The 15,752-nt window shown below is 34.4% G+C and carries 13 protein-coding genes; 12 read left to right on the forward strand and 1 reads right to left on the reverse strand.

The features are described 5' to 3' along the window. Positions 1-129 precede the first annotated feature (129 nt). Positions 130-3,840 carry a metallophosphoesterase gene (locus MR053_RS05435; protein WP_242131423.1) on the forward strand — a complete coding sequence of 1,237 codons (3,711 nt, stop codon included), beginning with the start codon at positions 130-132 and terminating at the stop codon, positions 3,838-3,840. Here MR053_RS05435 and MR053_RS05440 read toward each other — a convergent pair. Continuing rightward, complete coding sequence (locus tag MR053_RS05440; RefSeq protein ID WP_242131424.1) at positions 3,837-4,589, reverse strand: SdiA-regulated domain-containing protein; 753 nt, start codon at positions 4,587-4,589, stop codon at positions 3,837-3,839. The genes MR053_RS05435 and MR053_RS05440 overlap by 4 nt on opposite strands. A gap of 176 nt (positions 4,590-4,765) precedes the next feature. Between MR053_RS05440 and MR053_RS05445 the strand changes: the two genes are divergently transcribed. The 11 genes from MR053_RS05445 to MR053_RS05490 all read left to right on the forward strand — a co-directional run bounded on the left by MR053_RS05445 (position 4,766) and on the right by MR053_RS05490 (position 15,742). Next, positions 4,766-5,635 carry an acyl-CoA thioesterase gene (locus tag MR053_RS05445; RefSeq protein WP_242131425.1) on the forward strand — a complete coding sequence of 290 codons (870 nt, stop codon included), beginning with the start codon at positions 4,766-4,768 and terminating at the stop codon, positions 5,633-5,635. After that, entirely contained in the window at positions 5,632-6,321 is a 690-nt protein-coding gene (locus MR053_RS05450) for a glycerophosphodiester phosphodiesterase (RefSeq protein WP_242131426.1), read from the forward strand. Before MR053_RS05445 ends, MR053_RS05450 begins: the two co-directional genes overlap by 4 nt. Further along, on the forward strand, positions 6,318-7,538 hold the full coding sequence (locus tag MR053_RS05455; RefSeq protein ID WP_242131427.1) for a BaiN/RdsA family NAD(P)/FAD-dependent oxidoreductase: 1,221 nt from the start codon (positions 6,318-6,320) through the stop codon (positions 7,536-7,538). Before MR053_RS05450 ends, MR053_RS05455 begins: the two co-directional genes overlap by 4 nt. A gap of 7 nt (positions 7,539-7,545) precedes the next feature. Beyond that, a complete protein-coding gene (locus MR053_RS14040; RefSeq protein ID WP_394800315.1) occupies positions 7,546-7,671 on the forward strand; it encodes a DUF1697 domain-containing protein in 126 nt (41 codons plus the stop codon). Positions 7,672-8,174: 503 nt separating this feature from the next. Beyond that, positions 8,175-9,257 carry a diphosphomevalonate/mevalonate 3,5-bisphosphate decarboxylase family protein gene (locus MR053_RS05460; protein ID WP_242131428.1) on the forward strand — a complete coding sequence of 361 codons (1,083 nt, stop codon included), beginning with the start codon at positions 8,175-8,177 and terminating at the stop codon, positions 9,255-9,257. Positions 9,258-9,311: 54 nt separating this feature from the next. Continuing rightward, complete coding sequence (locus MR053_RS05465; RefSeq protein ID WP_242131429.1) at positions 9,312-10,241, forward strand: mevalonate kinase family protein; 930 nt, start codon at positions 9,312-9,314, stop codon at positions 10,239-10,241. A 74-nt stretch (positions 10,242-10,315) separates the two neighbouring features. After that, positions 10,316-11,218: a geranylgeranylglycerol-phosphate geranylgeranyltransferase gene (locus MR053_RS05470; RefSeq protein WP_242131430.1), complete on the forward strand. Its 903-nt coding sequence runs from the start codon at positions 10,316-10,318 to the stop codon at positions 11,216-11,218. Positions 11,219-11,283: 65 nt separating this feature from the next. Then, the gene (locus MR053_RS05475) at positions 11,284-12,123 is read left to right on the forward strand and encodes a pseudouridine synthase (RefSeq protein ID WP_242131431.1); all 840 of its coding nucleotides are present in this window, start codon (positions 11,284-11,286) and stop codon (positions 12,121-12,123) included. A gap of 329 nt (positions 12,124-12,452) precedes the next feature. Then, positions 12,453-13,850 carry a type III PLP-dependent enzyme domain-containing protein gene (locus MR053_RS05480; protein WP_242131432.1) on the forward strand — a complete coding sequence of 466 codons (1,398 nt, stop codon included), beginning with the start codon at positions 12,453-12,455 and terminating at the stop codon, positions 13,848-13,850. Beyond that, positions 13,840-14,778: an agmatinase gene (gene speB / locus MR053_RS05485; RefSeq protein WP_242131433.1), complete on the forward strand. Its 939-nt coding sequence runs from the start codon at positions 13,840-13,842 to the stop codon at positions 14,776-14,778. Before MR053_RS05480 ends, speB begins: the two co-directional genes overlap by 11 nt. Next, positions 14,768-15,742: a deoxyhypusine synthase family protein gene (locus MR053_RS05490; protein WP_242131787.1), complete on the forward strand. Its 975-nt coding sequence runs from the start codon at positions 14,768-14,770 to the stop codon at positions 15,740-15,742. The genes speB and MR053_RS05490 overlap by 11 nt, the downstream gene beginning before the upstream one ends. The last annotated feature ends 10 nt before the right edge of the window (positions 15,743-15,752 follow it).

Raw genomic sequence — 15,752 nt, forward strand, 5'->3', positions numbered from 1 at the left:
TAAAATATTAATGGTAATTAAGTATCTTAGGCTAGTTTGTTTTAAACATTTGTTGATACCAAGTATTTTATTGGTGTGTTTACCTTTTATTTGGTAATTAGGTTTGCCATGAAACTAAACATTTTTTTTATGGGACATTATTTTAAAATCTTATGGGCATCTTTAGTCATTTTATGTTTACATGCTTGTGCAACTTATAAAGCGCAATATAAAGAGGAAACAGATAAAAATGACACTTACCCGGAAAAAGAAGTTGAAAGGACATTTTATTTAATTGGAGATGCAGGACTTTCACCTATGGGAGGTATGTCTTTTGCTTTATCCGCATTTAATCAGTACATTCAAAGTAAGAACACAGAAAAGGATTATGTGCTTTTTTTAGGGGATAACATTTATCCACATGGTCTTCCAAAAAAAAATAAAAAAGGACGAGCGGAAGCAGAAAATGCCCTTCAAGCACAAGCAAGGTCATTAAAAGGTTTTAAAGGGAATACTATATTTATTCCAGGCAACCATGATTGGTATTCCGATGGTGTTAAAGGACTTAAGAGGGAAGAGGAATTTGTCGAAGATCTTATTGGAGATGATGCTTTTTTACCCAAACATGGATGCCCTTTAGAAACTGTAAATGTTAGTGATGATATTGAACTCATCATAATAGATACTCAATGGTATTTAGAAAATTGGGATAGGCATCCTACAATAAACGATAAGTGTGAGATTAAAACCCGTGAACGGTTTTTCGAAGAGGTTGAAGGTGAAATAAAAAAGGCTCAACATAAAACCATTATTTTTGCTATGCACCATCCCATGTACACCAATGGGATACATGGTGGGAAATATCCTTTGTCCAAACATTTATATCCAACTCAAAAAAAAATACCATTACCAGGTTTAGCTTCATTAGTAACCCAGTTGAGGAATCAAGGAGGTGTATCTATTCAAGATCGGTATAATGAACGATATAATGAGTTGATGAGTCGTCTTGAGGCAATGACTTTGGACGAGGACAATATTATTTTTGTATCGGGACATGAGCACACGCTTCAATACATAGAAAATGAAAATATAAAACAAATAGTTTCTGGGTCAGGAGCTAAGGAGTCAGCTGCTGAACTTAGTAAAAATGGTCTTTTTGCTTATGGCAAGCAAGGCTTTGTTGAACTTAAACTCTTTAAGGACGGAAGTAGTTTGGTGCAATATTTTGGAGCTGAAAATGGTCTGCCAAAACTATTATTTCAAAAAGAGGTAATACCTCCTAAAGAACATTATGACGTATCCCATCTTCCTGATGTTTTTCCACAAGAGGTGGAAGTGTCTATCTACAGTGAAAGAGAGACAGATGTTTCTGGGTTTTATGAATCAATTTGGGGTGATCATTACAGGGATATATACAGTAAAAAAATAAAAGCTAAAGTAGCTACTTTAGACACTCTTTATGGTGGTTTGGAAATAGTTCGGGAAGGCGGTGGTCATCAAACAAGGTCTATGCGCTTAAAAACAAAAGATGGTAGGGAACTCAATATGCGTGCCCTTCGTAAAAGTGCAACACAATATTTGCAAGCGGTAGTCTTTAAAGACACTTATATAGAACATGACTTTGAAAAAACAGCTGTAGAAAAACTAATTATGGATTTTTACACAGCAGCACACCCATACGCGTTTATGGTTATGCCAGACCTTTCAGAGGCAGCTGAAGTATATCACACTAATCCTAAGTTGTTTTTTATTCCAAAACATAAATATCTAGGTGATTATAATAGGAAATATGGAGGTGAATTATATATGATTGAAGAGCGGCCTGAGGAAAATTATGCTGACGAACGAAATTTTGGATATGCCGATGATATTGAAAGTACGCATGATATTATTGAAAAGATTAGAGACGATGAAAAGCATAAAATAGATGAAAACGCCTTTGTAAGGGCTAGGTTGTTTGATATGTTGGTGGGCGATTGGGACAGACATCAAGACCAGTGGCGTTGGGCACAGTTCAATAAAGCTAATGGTGATAAATATTACAAGCCTATACCCAGGGATAGAGACCAGGTCTTTGCGAATTTTGATGGAGCGATTTTGGATATTATGCGTGGGATATCAGGTTCAACTAAGCAACTTCAGGTATATGATGGGAAACTTAAAAATATAGAATGGATGAATTCGGCTGGAATCAAATTAGATCGAGTTTTAATTCAACAGGCCGATAAGGAAACTTGGTTGCAACAAGCAAAATTTTTACAGGAAAATGTTACTAATGAGGTTATAGAAAGAGCCTTTAAAAAAATTCCGGTTGAGGTTCAAGGAGAGGCTTTAGATGAAATCAAGCAATTATTAATTGAGCGTAGGGGTAATATGTTGGATATAGCTGAACGTTACTATAATTATTTAAATGAACTGGTGATTCTAACGGGTACAGATAAAGATGATTTTATTGAGATAACTAGAATGGCCGATAAGGAAACACATGTGAAAATATCGCGTATAATTGATGGTAAAAAAGCCGAAGTAATTGTTGATAAGGTATTTAATAGAGATGTTACTAAAGAAATTTGGATTTATGGTTTGGACGATAAAGATATTTTTAAAGTAAATGGTAAAGCCAATAATCCAATATTTATTAGACTTATTGGTGGTCAAGAAAACGATACCTATAGAATTAAAAATGGTAGAAGGGTTAAAATATACGATCATGAAAGTAAAAAGAATACAGTTGAAGAAAATAATGGTGCACGAATTAGGTTTACCGATGTATATAAACTTAATTTATTCGATTTTAATAAGAATATAGTTAAGAATAGCGTCATTGCTCCAGCGTTAGGTTTTAATCCAGATGATGGTTTTCTGTTAGGTGTTTCGTTTACCAAAACCACCAATGGGTTTCAAAGAAATCCATTTTCCCAACAACATCACTTCAAGGGGGGATATTATTTCGCTACTAAAGGGTTTTCATTAGAATATAATGGTGAAATAGCCAATATTATGAACGATTGGAACTTAAGTATTGGTGGAAAATTTACAACGGAAAATTTTACAAACAACTTCTTTGGGTATGGTAATGAAACCCAGAACAATGATGATGTTCTGGATTTAGACTATAATCGTGTTAAAACTAGCATTATGGCTGCTAAGGTGGGTATGGTAAAAAAAGGAAATTTTGGTAGTGACTATGGGTTAGGGGTTATTTTTGAAGGTATAAAGATTGATGATACTCAAGGTCGGTTTATCACTGAAGAATTTATGTCGTTACCAAATGTAAATTTTTATGAGAGACGTTTTTTCGGAGGCTTGGAAGCACAGTATAACTATGCCAGTCATGATAACAAGGCCAACCCTAAAAAAGCAATGACCTTTATGTTTCAAGTAGGAGGGAAAACTGAATTTGAAGACACAAAAAACACCTATGGCTATTTAAATTCAAATCTTGGGTTTTATAATTCAATCAATACCAATAAAACCCTAGTTTTAAAAACTGATGTAAGAACTCAATTGCGAGTTGGTGATGATCTGGTTTTTTACCAAGCTGCAAACATCGGGGGGAATAATGGTTTGCGAGGATTTAGAACAGAACGTTTTACAGGTAAGAATGCCTTAGTTGGGAGTGCCGATTTGCGATTTAGTTTTCCTCAGTTTAAGACCAAAACACTACCGTTACAAATAGGAATCTTTACAGGAGGAGATATAGGTAGGGTATGGCTTAAGGGTGATTTTTCAGATAAGTGGCACAACGATTATGGTGGCGGTTTTTGGGTAACCGCAGCAGATACCCTGTCAGGTACGTTTAATTTCTTTAATAGTGTAGAGGGCCTACGGTTTTCGTTTGGTTTTGGAATGAATTTTTAATTCAAATCAAAAGTATAAAGATTTCCACCCTCGCTATGGTTGCGCTCATCTGTAATATAAACTGTGTTGTTATCTTTAAAACAGATGCCTTCTTTCTGCGAATCGTGATCGAATTTCAGTTCTTCAATAGAGCCTTTTAAAAAATTGCTTGAATTGAAGTTGGTGATCTTCCAAAGTTTGTCGTGATTTAAAAGTACAATGGTTTTACCATTTGGACTAACTGCAGCCGAAGTAATTTTGTGGTGTTTGCCATTTAAGTTGAAATCACTTACCAATTTAGCCGAATGTTCTCCAATACTGTTGGGTACTTTTAAAAGGACGCTACTTTTGTTTTCCTTGCTAAAAATGTAAAAGTCGTTTTCATATAGAAAGAAGGCCTCAAAATCTTTAGACTTTACTCCTTTTGGTAATTTAAAATGAATCATTTCAGCTTGTGTTTCACCATTTAGATTAGCTACATCATTTATTTTGTAAATGGTAAAACGGTCACGTTTTTTATTATTATTTCCAAAATCACCAATGTATAGGTTACCCAAATGATCTGAAGTTAGATCTTCCCAATCTTCATTTTTAGCATTATTGATGTCTATGTTCTTAACAATGTTCCCATTTAAATCGATGCCATAGACATTGTTTTTATTTCCAGCGTCTTCAATAGTCCAGAGTAAATGAGAGCCGTTTACAGTTTCGATAGCAGAAGCTTCATCTAGATCATTGTTTAAACTTGCAATAAGGTTCAATTTGCCCATATCGCAGGATAAAAATAAAAAAGAAACAAAAAATAAGTATTTAATCTGAAATAGCATATAGTAAGTTTGAAACACTAATAATATGTAATACAATATAAAATTTAAAACTATTTATCAAAATATGCTATGCCAATTTTTGATTTTTATAGTTTTATGGTTTGAAAGTATATGATAATATGACCTCGGTAAAAGATTTATTAGATATTTTAATATTAGACAAAATTAAAGAAACTGAGTTTTTAGGGTTGAGTAAATCTGTTGGCAGCCCTAATGTTTTTGGAGGACAGGTGTTGGCTCAGGCCATTAATGCTGCTTATAGGACAATAACCAATAAAAGGGTCTTGCATTCTTTGCATGCTTATTTTTTGGAACTAGGTGATCTAGAAACTTCCATTTATTATAATGTGTCCGTTTTACGCGATGGAGGTAGCTTTTCCGTACGCCGAGTAACCGCTAGCCAAAATGATAAGGTTATTTTTATTTTGGCAGCATCGTTTCATAAAAGTGAAGTAGGGTATAACCATCAGATAAAAATGAAATCAGGAATAAAACAGCCGGAGGATTTATTAAGTTGGACGGATATTTTATATCAGTACAACAATTTTTTGCCCAAGCACATTAAGACATTTTTTGAAATTGAACGTCCTATAGATTTTAAACCAACGGTTATTGTAAATCCTTTGAACCGTAAAGATTTGCCTCCTTATAATGATGTTTGGTTTAGACTTAAGGGTGGTCCAAACCAGTTGAACTTGCCTGTTAAACAGCAAATTTTAACCTATATTTCAGACTATAATATTTTGGTTTCAGCGCTTAACCCACATGCAAGTAAAGCGCATTGGGGCAATACACAAACCGCTAGTTTAGACCATTCAATGTGGTTTTTTAGAGATTTTGATTTTAAGGATTGGCTATTATTTTCTATGGAATCACCAAGTACCCATAATGGAAGAGGGTTTGCAAGAGGACATATTTTTACAAGAGATGGTATGTTGGTGGCATCAGTTACACAAGAAGGGTTAATGCGTCCTATAGCTAAAAAATGAACATAAAAATTTTAAAAATGGGACACAGGGGAGCCATGGCCTATGTGGCCGAAAATACATTGGAATCTATACAAAAGGCCTTAGCATTTGGTATTGACGGTGTAGAAATAGATGTGCATGCCTGTGCTACAGGTGAGTTGGTGGTGTTTCATGATTTTACTTTAGATAGAATGACTAATGGTACAGGTGAGATTGGTAAACGATCGCTTTATGAATTAAAACAACTAAGGGTGGAAGGTATGTTTCAAATACCAACATTAACTGAAGTTTTAGACTTAGTTGGTAGCAAATATTTGGTAAATATTGAATTAAAGGGAAAGCATACTGCTTCCAAGGCTTGTCATATTATTAAGTATTATATTGAAACTAAAGGTTGGAGTTATAATAACTTTATTGTGTCCAGTTTTCAGCATCATGAACTTGAAGACGTCTTTAAAATGAATAAAGATATTTCATTAGGAGTTTTAACAAAAGCCAATGTAGCTGAAGCTATAGAATTTGCCAAAACGGTTAAAGCTGTATCTATACATCCTAATTTTGCTCTTATAACTCGTGATAATGTGAAGTTCGCCCAGGCAAAAGGTTATAAAGTGATTACATGGACTGTAAATGACGAAGAAACCATCAAGCGAATGAAAGATTATGGTGTTGATGGTATTATATCAGACAATCCGGAAAAGTTATGAATAAAGCTGATGTTATAATTGTTGGTGGTGGAGCAGCTGGTTTTTTTGCAGCCATTAATATTGCAGAATTCAATCCCCAATTAAAGATCATTATTTTAGAACGTAACAAAGAAGGCTTGCGAAAGGTGAAAATTTCTGGAGGAGGGCGTTGTAATGTTACACACGCAGAATTTATTCCACAGGATTTAGTATTGAATTATCCTAGAGGGCAAAAAGAACTATTGGGGCCGTTCCATCAATTTATGACGGGTGATACCATAGCTTGGTTTGAAAATCGAGGCATTATGCTAAAAGTAGAGTGTGATGGCAGAATGTTTCCTCAGAGCAATTCCTCACAAACTATTGTTGATTGTTTTTTAAATGAAGCCCGAAAACTACATATTGAAGTTAAATATGAACATACGGTAAATTCTATAAAAAAGAAGGATAGTACTTGGTGTATAAACACTAACAAGGAAAATTTTTTTGCAAAAAAAATACTTATCGCAACTGGGAGCAGTATAAAAATGTGGAAACTTTTAGAAAGGCTAGGGCATACCATTGTAAATCCTGTGCCTTCTCTATTTACCTTTAACGTGCAGGACAAGCGTATTAAGAATATGCCAGGTGTAGTTGCTAATAATGTCGAGGTAAAAATTTTGGGGACAAATTTAGAGTCCAAAGGACCTTTATTGATTACCCATAATGGGTTAAGTGCGCCGGCTATTTTAAAATTATCGGCATTTGGAGCGTTGGAATTGGCCAAGATGGATTATCGATTTCAAATTGAAATTAACTTTGTTGGTAAGCCTTTTGAAAATTGCTTAAAGGTTTTAAAATGTGCAAAACATGATTTGGCAAAGAAAAAAATAATCAAGTTGGCACGGTTTGATCTTCCTAAACGCTTATGGCAACAGTTGGTATTGGCATCTACTATTAATGAAGATATGATCTGGGCAGATATTAACAAAACGCAATTAGAACATTTGTCGACCCAACTCACTAAAGCTGTTTTTAAAGTAGAAGGGAAAAGTACTTTTAAGGAAGAGTTTGTAACTGCTGGAGGTATTGATTTAAAGGAAATTAATTTTAAGACTTTTGAAAGTAGGGTTCATAAAAACCTGTATTTTGCTGGAGAAATATTGAATATTGATGCTGTTACGGGAGGCTTTAACTTTCAGAATGCATGGACGGGGGCCTATATTGCAGCTAAGCACATAACAAATAAGGATATGTAAAATTATCATGAGAGCTTATATTGTATTACTTCTGGAAATCAATGTTAATGGACAGAAGAAAGTTTCTATGCTAAACTTAGAGAGTGTTTGTCAATCTTTGGATTTCAAAAGATACAGACTTATTTCAAAGTAGAAATCTTGTTTATCAAACTATAGAAGAAAACATTCATGGTTTAGAATCGAAAATTCATGATGCTATCAAAGGCCATTTTGATTTTAAAGTTTCCAGTATTGTTAATAAATCGATTAAAATTATAAAGAATTTTTAGTATTTGTTTGTTTTCATAAGAAACATAAGAAAAGAGAGTCTACGTCTATTTTAAGTTATTGTGCAGCGAGTCAAATAGTTGCAGAGGTATCAGAATTATCCTATAATGATGAATTGTTTATCATTGGAGGAGATTGTATTTATATTTATAGAAAGGCAAATTATGGCAGGTTAAAATTCAATAATGATTTTTTTGAACGAAAACTAAAAGTTAATACAACATTAAGAAATTATAAAACCATGCTAAGTAATTTGCAATATCTATTGAAAAAGAAAAAGCACACTAGATTTTGCTTACTTTTGCAAAAATATTAGCTCATAGACAGATACCTGTCTTTAGAGCGTCTTTGTATATTGAAACTGATTAGATGAGATTAATAGATTTTATTCCAAAACCATATTCAAAAACTTTAGATAATGGTAGTGTTACCTGGTCGTCTCCTAGCAATATTGCTTTGGTAAAATACTGGGGAAAGCGAGAACCGCAACTTCCTGAAAACCCTTCTATTAGCTTTACGCTTAGCGCCTGTGAAACAATAACCAAGTTGAATTATACCAAGAGGGAAAATAACGGTAATTTTTCATTTGATGTGATTCTGAATGGTGAAAAAAAAGATGCTTTTAAGCCCAAGATTGATACTTTTTTTAAGCGTATTGAAGCTTATATACCTTTTTTAAAGGACTACCATTTTATTATAGAGACACAAAATACCTTTCCACATAGCTCAGGGATTGCATCATCAGCATCAGGAATGAGTGCGTTGGCCTTGTGTTTAATGAGTGTTGAGCGGTCATTGAGTGAAGTCGAAATAAACGAACTGTTTTTTACACAAAAGGCATCTTTCCTTGCCCGATTGGGATCTGGCAGTGCCTGTCGTAGTTTGGAAGGGCCTTTAGTGGTTTGGGGAGCTCATCAGGAAATAGAAGGGAGCTCAGATTTGTTTGGAATAAAATATCCATTTGAGGTTCACGATAATTTTAAAAATTATCAGGATGTTATCCTGTTGGTCGATAAAGGTCAAAAACAGGTGAGCAGTACGTTGGGACATAATTTGATGCATGACCATCCTTTTGCACAAGAACGATTTAAACAGGCGCATGACAATATATCAGCTTTAAAATTGGTTTTGGAACAGGGTGATTTAGATATGTTTATTAAAATTGTTGAAAGTGAAGCTCTAACCTTGCACGCCATGATGATGACCAGTAAGCCTTATTTTATCTTGATAAAGCCTAATACCTTGGAAATTATTAATAAAATATGGAGCTATAGAAAGGAAACGGGATCAAAAATATGTTTTACGCTTGATGCCGGTGCCAATGTGCACCTTTTGTTTCCAGAAAAGGAATTAAGAAATGTGCTTAAATTCATTAGTACTGAATTAGTTGCACATTGTGAAAATGGAAACTATATTTGCGATAATATTGGATTAGGAGCTAACGAATTATAGAAAAATATTAATATTGTTTAATATTTTGTATTATTTTTGAAACAAATAAGGTTTATGAAAGGTCCTCTTTTTTATTCTAAAATTTTACTTTTTGGTGAGTATGGCATCATTAAGGATTCAAAAGGTTTGTCTATTCCTTATAACTTTTATAATGGTGCTTTAAAGACAAAAAAAAACCTTTCTGCAAACGCTAAAACATCCAACGACTGTTTAAAGCATTTTGCTGCTTATTTAGAAACTATAGATAGTAGTTTGGTAACTTTCGACATTACTGCACTACAAGGTCATATTAAATCGGGGATGTATTTCGATTCTTCTATTCCGCAAGGTTATGGTGTTGGAAGTAGTGGAGCTTTGGTCGCGGCAATTTACGATAAATATGCTTTTGATAAAATCACGGTTTTGGAAAACTTAACCCGTGAAAAACTATTAAAGTTAAAAGCTATTTTTTCTGTAATGGAATCGTTTTTCCATGGTAAATCTTCTGGATTGGATCCATTAAATAGTTATTTAAGTATTCCAATCCTTATCAATTCTAAAGATAATATTGAAGCCACGGGTATTCCAGCACAGCAGAGTGAAGGAAAAGGCGCTGTGTTTTTATTGGATTCGGGAACAGTAGGTGAAACGGCTCCTATGGTACATATTTTTATGGAGAATATGAAGCAGGAAGGCTTCCGTAACATGCTTAAAGACCAATTTATAAAGCATACCGATGCTTGTGTAGACGATTTCTTGAAAGGTGATATTAAATCCTTGTTCCATAATACTAAGAAGCTATCTAAAGTGGTGTTAAATCATTTTAAACCTATGATTCCTAAGCAGTTTCATGAGCTTTGGAAAAATGGGATAGAGACGAATGATTATTATTTAAAGCTTTGTGGCTCTGGTGGTGGGGGCTATATTTTAGGGTTTACCCAAGATATAGAGAAAGCAAAACAGGCCCTTTCAGGATACAGGATGGAAGTGGTTTATAATTTCTAAACCCTAAATATGTTATCCTGAACTTCATACTGAGCTTATTGAAGTGTTATTTCAGAATCTCATCCTTTTCTCAAATGCTATCCAGAAAACAGAAACATATTTTACTTAAATTCTTCAGCATGTTTTCGGTGGTGCGTGGCTATAATATTTTAGTGGTAGTCATTGCTCAATATTTAACGTCTATTTACATTTTAGCGTATGATAAACCGTTGAAGCAGGTGGTTTTTGATTTAAACCTGCTTATGTTGGTTTTGGCTTCAGCAGCGACCATAGCAGGGGGTTATATCATAAATAATTTTTATGATTCAGAAAAAGATTTAATTAATAAGCCTATTAAGTCCCGACTGGATCGATTGGTTGGCCAAAACACCAAACTCTCATTTTATTTTGTGCTCAATTTTATGGCCGTTATCATGGCTAGTTATGTGTCATTTAGAGCCGTAGTATTTTTTTCTCTTTATATTTTTGGTATTTGGCTGTATTCACATAAATTGAAAAAGTTACCGTTTGTAGGTAATTTAACCTCGGCAGTTCTAACAATTTTGCCCTTTTTTGCTATTTTCATGTACTACAAAAATTTTGAGACGGTTATTTTTGTACATGCCATTTTTTTATTTTTAATGATTTCCATGCGTGAGCTTACCAAAGATTTGGAAAACATTAAAGGCGATTTAGCATTGGGATACAAGACCATTCCTGTTGTTTATGGGGAAAAAGTGTCTAAGATTATGCTTACTATATTAATTGTTGTAGCATTAATTCCAGTTTATTTGCTGTTGTATTATTTTGAAGTGGGTTACATGTATTTATTTTTTTATTTAAGTGTATTAATGCTCCTTTTATTTTTGGGATTGCTTTGGAAATCCCAAACAAAAACCCATTATCTCATCCTACATAACATGCTTAAATTTATTATTGTGGTTGGTGTTTTTAGTATTGTGTTGATTAATATAGATGTAGTGATGAATAGGATTTAATAAAAGCATTATCAAAAACCCACCATCGCAATTTTAACCATATATTTGCATAAAATTTTATTACCATGAATAGGCATCAAAGCAGTAATGGAAAAGGGAAGCCTTCAGGAAGGGGACACAATACCTATCGTAAGACCAGTTATGCTAGGGGCAATGCACCTATAAAAAAAGCTGTGCAAGTTAATGAAGCATTGAACCCAGACGGGATACGGTTAAATAAATACATTGCCAATTCGGGTATTTGTTCGCGCCGTGAGGCCGATGTGCATATTGCCACAGGTTTGGTAACCATTAATGGTAAGGTAATAACTGAAATGGGTTATAAAGTTAAACATAACGATGAGGTACGTTACGATGGAGCCCGTATAAACCCAGAGAAAAAAGCCTATGTATTGCTTAATAAACCAAAAGGTTTTGCGACCACCACAAGTGAGGGTAAAGGGAGGACAGTTATGGATTTGGTAGCTAATGCTACATCATCGCGTATTAAACCCATTGGTAGATTAGGCAGGAATTCCAAAGGCTTACTATTGTTTACCAATGATGAGGTTATTGTTAATAAATTTACCAATTCCAAACACGGGGTGCCAAGACTGTTTCATATAGAGTTAGATAAAAATCTAAAGTTGGAAGACTTAAAAAAGATTCAAAGCGGTTTTAAGATCGACGGTAAATTAATAGCTGTTGAAGAGATTAGTTATATCGATGGTGCCAGTAAAAAAGAAATTGGTTTGAAGATTAAGAACACAGGAAACAATATTATACGTACTATTTTTGACCATTTTAACTATAATATTTTAAGTATAGATTGTGTAGCCATAGCACATCTTACCAAAAAAGATATTCCAAGAGGGCATTGGAAGCATTTAACCCAACAAGAGCTTAATAATCTTAAGATGCTGTAAATCAAGGGTGAAAAAAATTTAAAAAAAATAAAAAAAAACGGATTTAATTAAATTTTTTATATTTCATTTGTACTGTATTTAGCTGAACAAATTGAAACCTGTTTTTACGTTCGGGCTTTTGAAAATTAGGAAGTCATATTCAAAAGCAGCTTACAGATTAAGCAACCGAATTTTAAAGCTAACTTCCGTGACTGCAATAGGTGCTAGCCAGCATCATTACGATTTTGTGCCTACAACACAAAGTCAAATCCGTATTTGATACCATTTATTTTTATTCGATTAACGTGTGGTTTATACACATTTTCCATGTTAAAATTTTTAAAAAATAGATGAATACGAAATACATTGATTTAATCAATCAAACTTTTGATTTTCCGCAAGAGGAATTTACACTTGAAGATAAAACACTTCAATTTCATGGTATCGATTTAATGGAATTGGTAGAAACCTATGGTTCGCCATTAAAGTTTACCTATTTACCACAGATTTCGGCAAACATACAAAAAGCGAAAAGCTGGTTCGGTAAGGCTATGAAAAACAATAAGTACCGTGGTAAATACAGTTATTGTTATTGTACCAAAAGTTCCCATTTTAAACATGTGCTGAACGAAGCCTTAAAAAATGATATCCATATTGAAACTTCTTCGGCTTTTGATATCGATATTGTGGAAAGTTTAAAAAAGGAAGGTAAGATAACAGATGAAACCTATGTGCTGAGTAATGGGTTTAAACGTTCACAATATATTACCAATATTGCGAGGTTAATAAATAATGGACATAATAACTGTATTCCCATTATCGATAATTATGAAGAAATAGATTTGCTTTCTGAAGAGATAGAAGGAAAATTTAGCATTGGCGTCCGAATCGCTTCAGAAGAAGAGCCCAAGTTCGAGTTTTATACCTCGCGTTTGGGGATAGGCTATAAAAATATAGTGCCGTTTTATAAAAATCAGATTAAAGGGAATAAAAAGGTAAGGCTTAAAATGCTGCACTTTTTTATCAATACAGGTATTAGGGACAATGCCTATTATTGGAATGAGCTTTCAAAATGTTTGAAGGTATACACGAGTTTAAAGAAGATTTGTCCATCGTTGGATAGTTTAAACATAGGTGGTGGGTTTCCTATTAAAAACTCGTTGGCCTTCGATTTTGACTATGAGTATATGGTTGATGAGATCATCAATCAAATAAAACTGGCCTGCGATGAAGAAGGGGTAAAAGTGCCCCATATTTTTACTGAGTTTGGTAGCTTTACCGTTGGTGAAAGTGGAGGTGCCATTTACGAAGTATTGTACCAAAAACAACAAAATGACCGAGAGAAGTGGAACATGATCAATTCCTCATTCATTACCACGTTACCAGATACTTGGGCAATAAACAAACGGTTTATCATGCTGCCTGTTAACCGATGGAATGATACCTACGAGCGTGTGCTACTGGGTGGTTTGACTTGCGATAGTGATGATTATTACAATAGTGAACAACATATGAACGCTATATATTTACCCAAATACAATAAGGAAAAACCGTTATATATAGGTTTTTTCAATACTGGAGCTTATCAGGAAACTATTGGTGGTTATGGCGGATTACAACACTGTTTGATTCCTTCACCAAAGCATATTTTAATTGACCGTGATGTAGACGGAAAAATTACAACAGAATTATTTAGTGAACAACAAAGAAGTGAAGACTTACTTAAAATTTTAGGTTATGACAACTAATACCTATGCTGGAATTCCAGAGGAATTTGCAAAATTAGAACAAGCAAAAATTGTATTGATTCCTGTGCCTTACGATGGTACAAGTACTTGGCAAAAAGGTGCCGATAAAGGGCCTCAGGCCTTTTTGGATGCTTCAGCTAATATGGAACTCTATGATATTGAAACGGATACTGAAGTATACCAGCAAGGCGTTTATTTAGCTGATGCTGTTACCGAAAACAGTTCACCGGAAGCCATGGTCGATACTGTGCATAAAGTAACCAAGCAATATATTAAGAAAAACAAATTCGTAACGATTTTTGGTGGAGAACACTCTATATCTATAGGCACCATTAGAGCTTTTAATGAAATGTTTCCCAGTTTGACGGTATTACATATCGATGCCCATGCTGATTTACGTAAAAGTTACGAAGGTACATCCTGTAACCATGCTTGTGCCGTATATGAAGCTAGTCAGACCACTAATCTAATTCAGGTGGGTATACGTTCTATGGATATTATGGAAACAACCGTCATGGATACTGATAAAACTTATTTTGCACATGAAATGGCAGTGGACGATACTTGGATGGACTCGGCTATTGATCAAATGACTGATAATGTATTCATAACTTTCGATTTAGATGCTTTAGATCCTTCCATTTTGCCAAGTACGGGGACGCCCGAACCCGGTGGGTTGTTCTGGTACGAAACCTTGGATTTTTTAAAGCAGGTGTTTTCAGAAAAGAATGTGGTAGGGTTTGATATTGTTGAGTTGTGCCCGAATTCAAAAGAAAAATCATCCGACTTTTTGGCAGCGAAATTGTATTATAAGATGTTAAGTTATAAATTTATGAACGAAGCCATCGATGACGATTACGATAATACTTACGACGTGTCGAAACAAAAAAGTAATGTAAACAAATTTAATGACGATGATGAATACTAAAGGACCAATATCCCAATTTATAGAAAAACATTATTTGCACTTTAATGCTGCTGCTTTAGTGGATGCTGCAAAGGGCTACGAAGCTCAATTAGATAATGGTGCTAAAATGCTCATCTCTTTAGCAGGAGCTATGAGTACGGCAGAGTTAGGAAAGAGCTTGGCAGAAATAATACGTCAGGATAAAGTGCAGATTATATCTTGTACCGGAGCTAACCTTGAAGAAGATATTATGAATTTAGTGGCTCATTCGCACTATAAGCGTGTGCCAAATTATCGCGATTTAACGCCAAGAGAAGAATGGGACTTGCTGGAAAAAGGATTGAATAGGGTTACCGATACCTGTATTCCAGAAGAAGAGGCGTTTAGACGTTTGCAAAAGCACATTTTTAAAATATGGAAAGATGCCGATGATAAAGGCGAGCGTTATTTGCCACATGAGTTTATGTATAAAATGCTGTTGTCTGGGGTTCTAGAAGAATACTATGAAATCGATTTAAAAGATTCTTGGATGTATGCCGCTGCCGAAAAGAACTTGCCTATTATCTGTCCGGGATGGGAAGATAGTACCATGGGCAATATTTTTGCAAGTTATGTACTTAAAGGTGAGTTGAAAGCCAGTACCATGAAATCGGGGATAGAATATATGACTTTTTTGGCCGATTGGTACACCGATAATTCTGAAAAAGGTATAGGCTTTTTCCAAATAGGAGGAGGTATAGCAGGTGATTTTCCTATTTGTGTAGTGCCAATGCTATATCAGGATATGGAACGTACAAATACCCCATTCTGGAGCTATTTTTGCCAAATTAGTGATTCTACTACCAGTTATGGATCTTATTCAGGAGCCGTACCTAACGAAAAAATAACTTGGGGTAAGCTAGATATCGATACGCCAAAATTTATTATTGAAAGTGATGCAACAATTGTGGCGCCTTTAATTTTTGCATATCTTTTGGGTCAATAAACCAAACCAA

The organism is Aestuariivivens marinum, assembly GCF_022662175.1.
Taxonomy (GTDB): domain Bacteria; phylum Bacteroidota; class Bacteroidia; order Flavobacteriales; family Flavobacteriaceae; genus Aestuariivivens; species Aestuariivivens marinum.

What these genes read in the sequence shown, in the direction of transcription:
- MR053_RS05460 (WP_242131428.1), top strand. Translation starts at nt 8,175, where the DNA reads ATGAGATTAATAGATTTTATTCCAAAACCATATTCAAAAACTTTAGAT.
- MR053_RS05445 (WP_242131425.1), top strand. Translation starts at nt 4,766, where the DNA reads ATGACCTCGGTAAAAGATTTATTAGATATTTTAATATTAGACAAAATT.
- speB (WP_242131433.1), top strand. Translation starts at nt 13,840, where the DNA reads ATGACAACTAATACCTATGCTGGAATTCCAGAGGAATTTGCAAAATTA.
- MR053_RS05480 (WP_242131432.1), top strand. Translation starts at nt 12,453, where the DNA reads ATGAATACGAAATACATTGATTTAATCAATCAAACTTTTGATTTTCCG.
- MR053_RS05470 (WP_242131430.1), top strand. Translation starts at nt 10,316, where the DNA reads ATGCTATCCAGAAAACAGAAACATATTTTACTTAAATTCTTCAGCATG.
- MR053_RS14040 (WP_394800315.1), top strand. Translation starts at nt 7,546, where the DNA reads ATGAGAGCTTATATTGTATTACTTCTGGAAATCAATGTTAATGGACAG.
- MR053_RS05465 (WP_242131429.1), top strand. Translation starts at nt 9,312, where the DNA reads ATGAAAGGTCCTCTTTTTTATTCTAAAATTTTACTTTTTGGTGAGTAT.
- MR053_RS05435 (WP_242131423.1), top strand. Translation starts at nt 130, where the DNA reads ATGGGACATTATTTTAAAATCTTATGGGCATCTTTAGTCATTTTATGT.
- MR053_RS05440 (WP_242131424.1), bottom strand. Translation starts at nt 4,589, where the DNA reads ATGGGCAAATTGAACCTTATTGCAAGTTTAAACAATGATCTAGATGAA.
- MR053_RS05450 (WP_242131426.1), top strand. Translation starts at nt 5,632, where the DNA reads ATGAACATAAAAATTTTAAAAATGGGACACAGGGGAGCCATGGCCTAT.
- MR053_RS05455 (WP_242131427.1), top strand. Translation starts at nt 6,318, where the DNA reads ATGAATAAAGCTGATGTTATAATTGTTGGTGGTGGAGCAGCTGGTTTT.
- MR053_RS05475 (WP_242131431.1), top strand. Translation starts at nt 11,284, where the DNA reads ATGAATAGGCATCAAAGCAGTAATGGAAAAGGGAAGCCTTCAGGAAGG.
- MR053_RS05490 (WP_242131787.1), top strand. Translation starts at nt 14,768, where the DNA reads ATGAATACTAAAGGACCAATATCCCAATTTATAGAAAAACATTATTTG.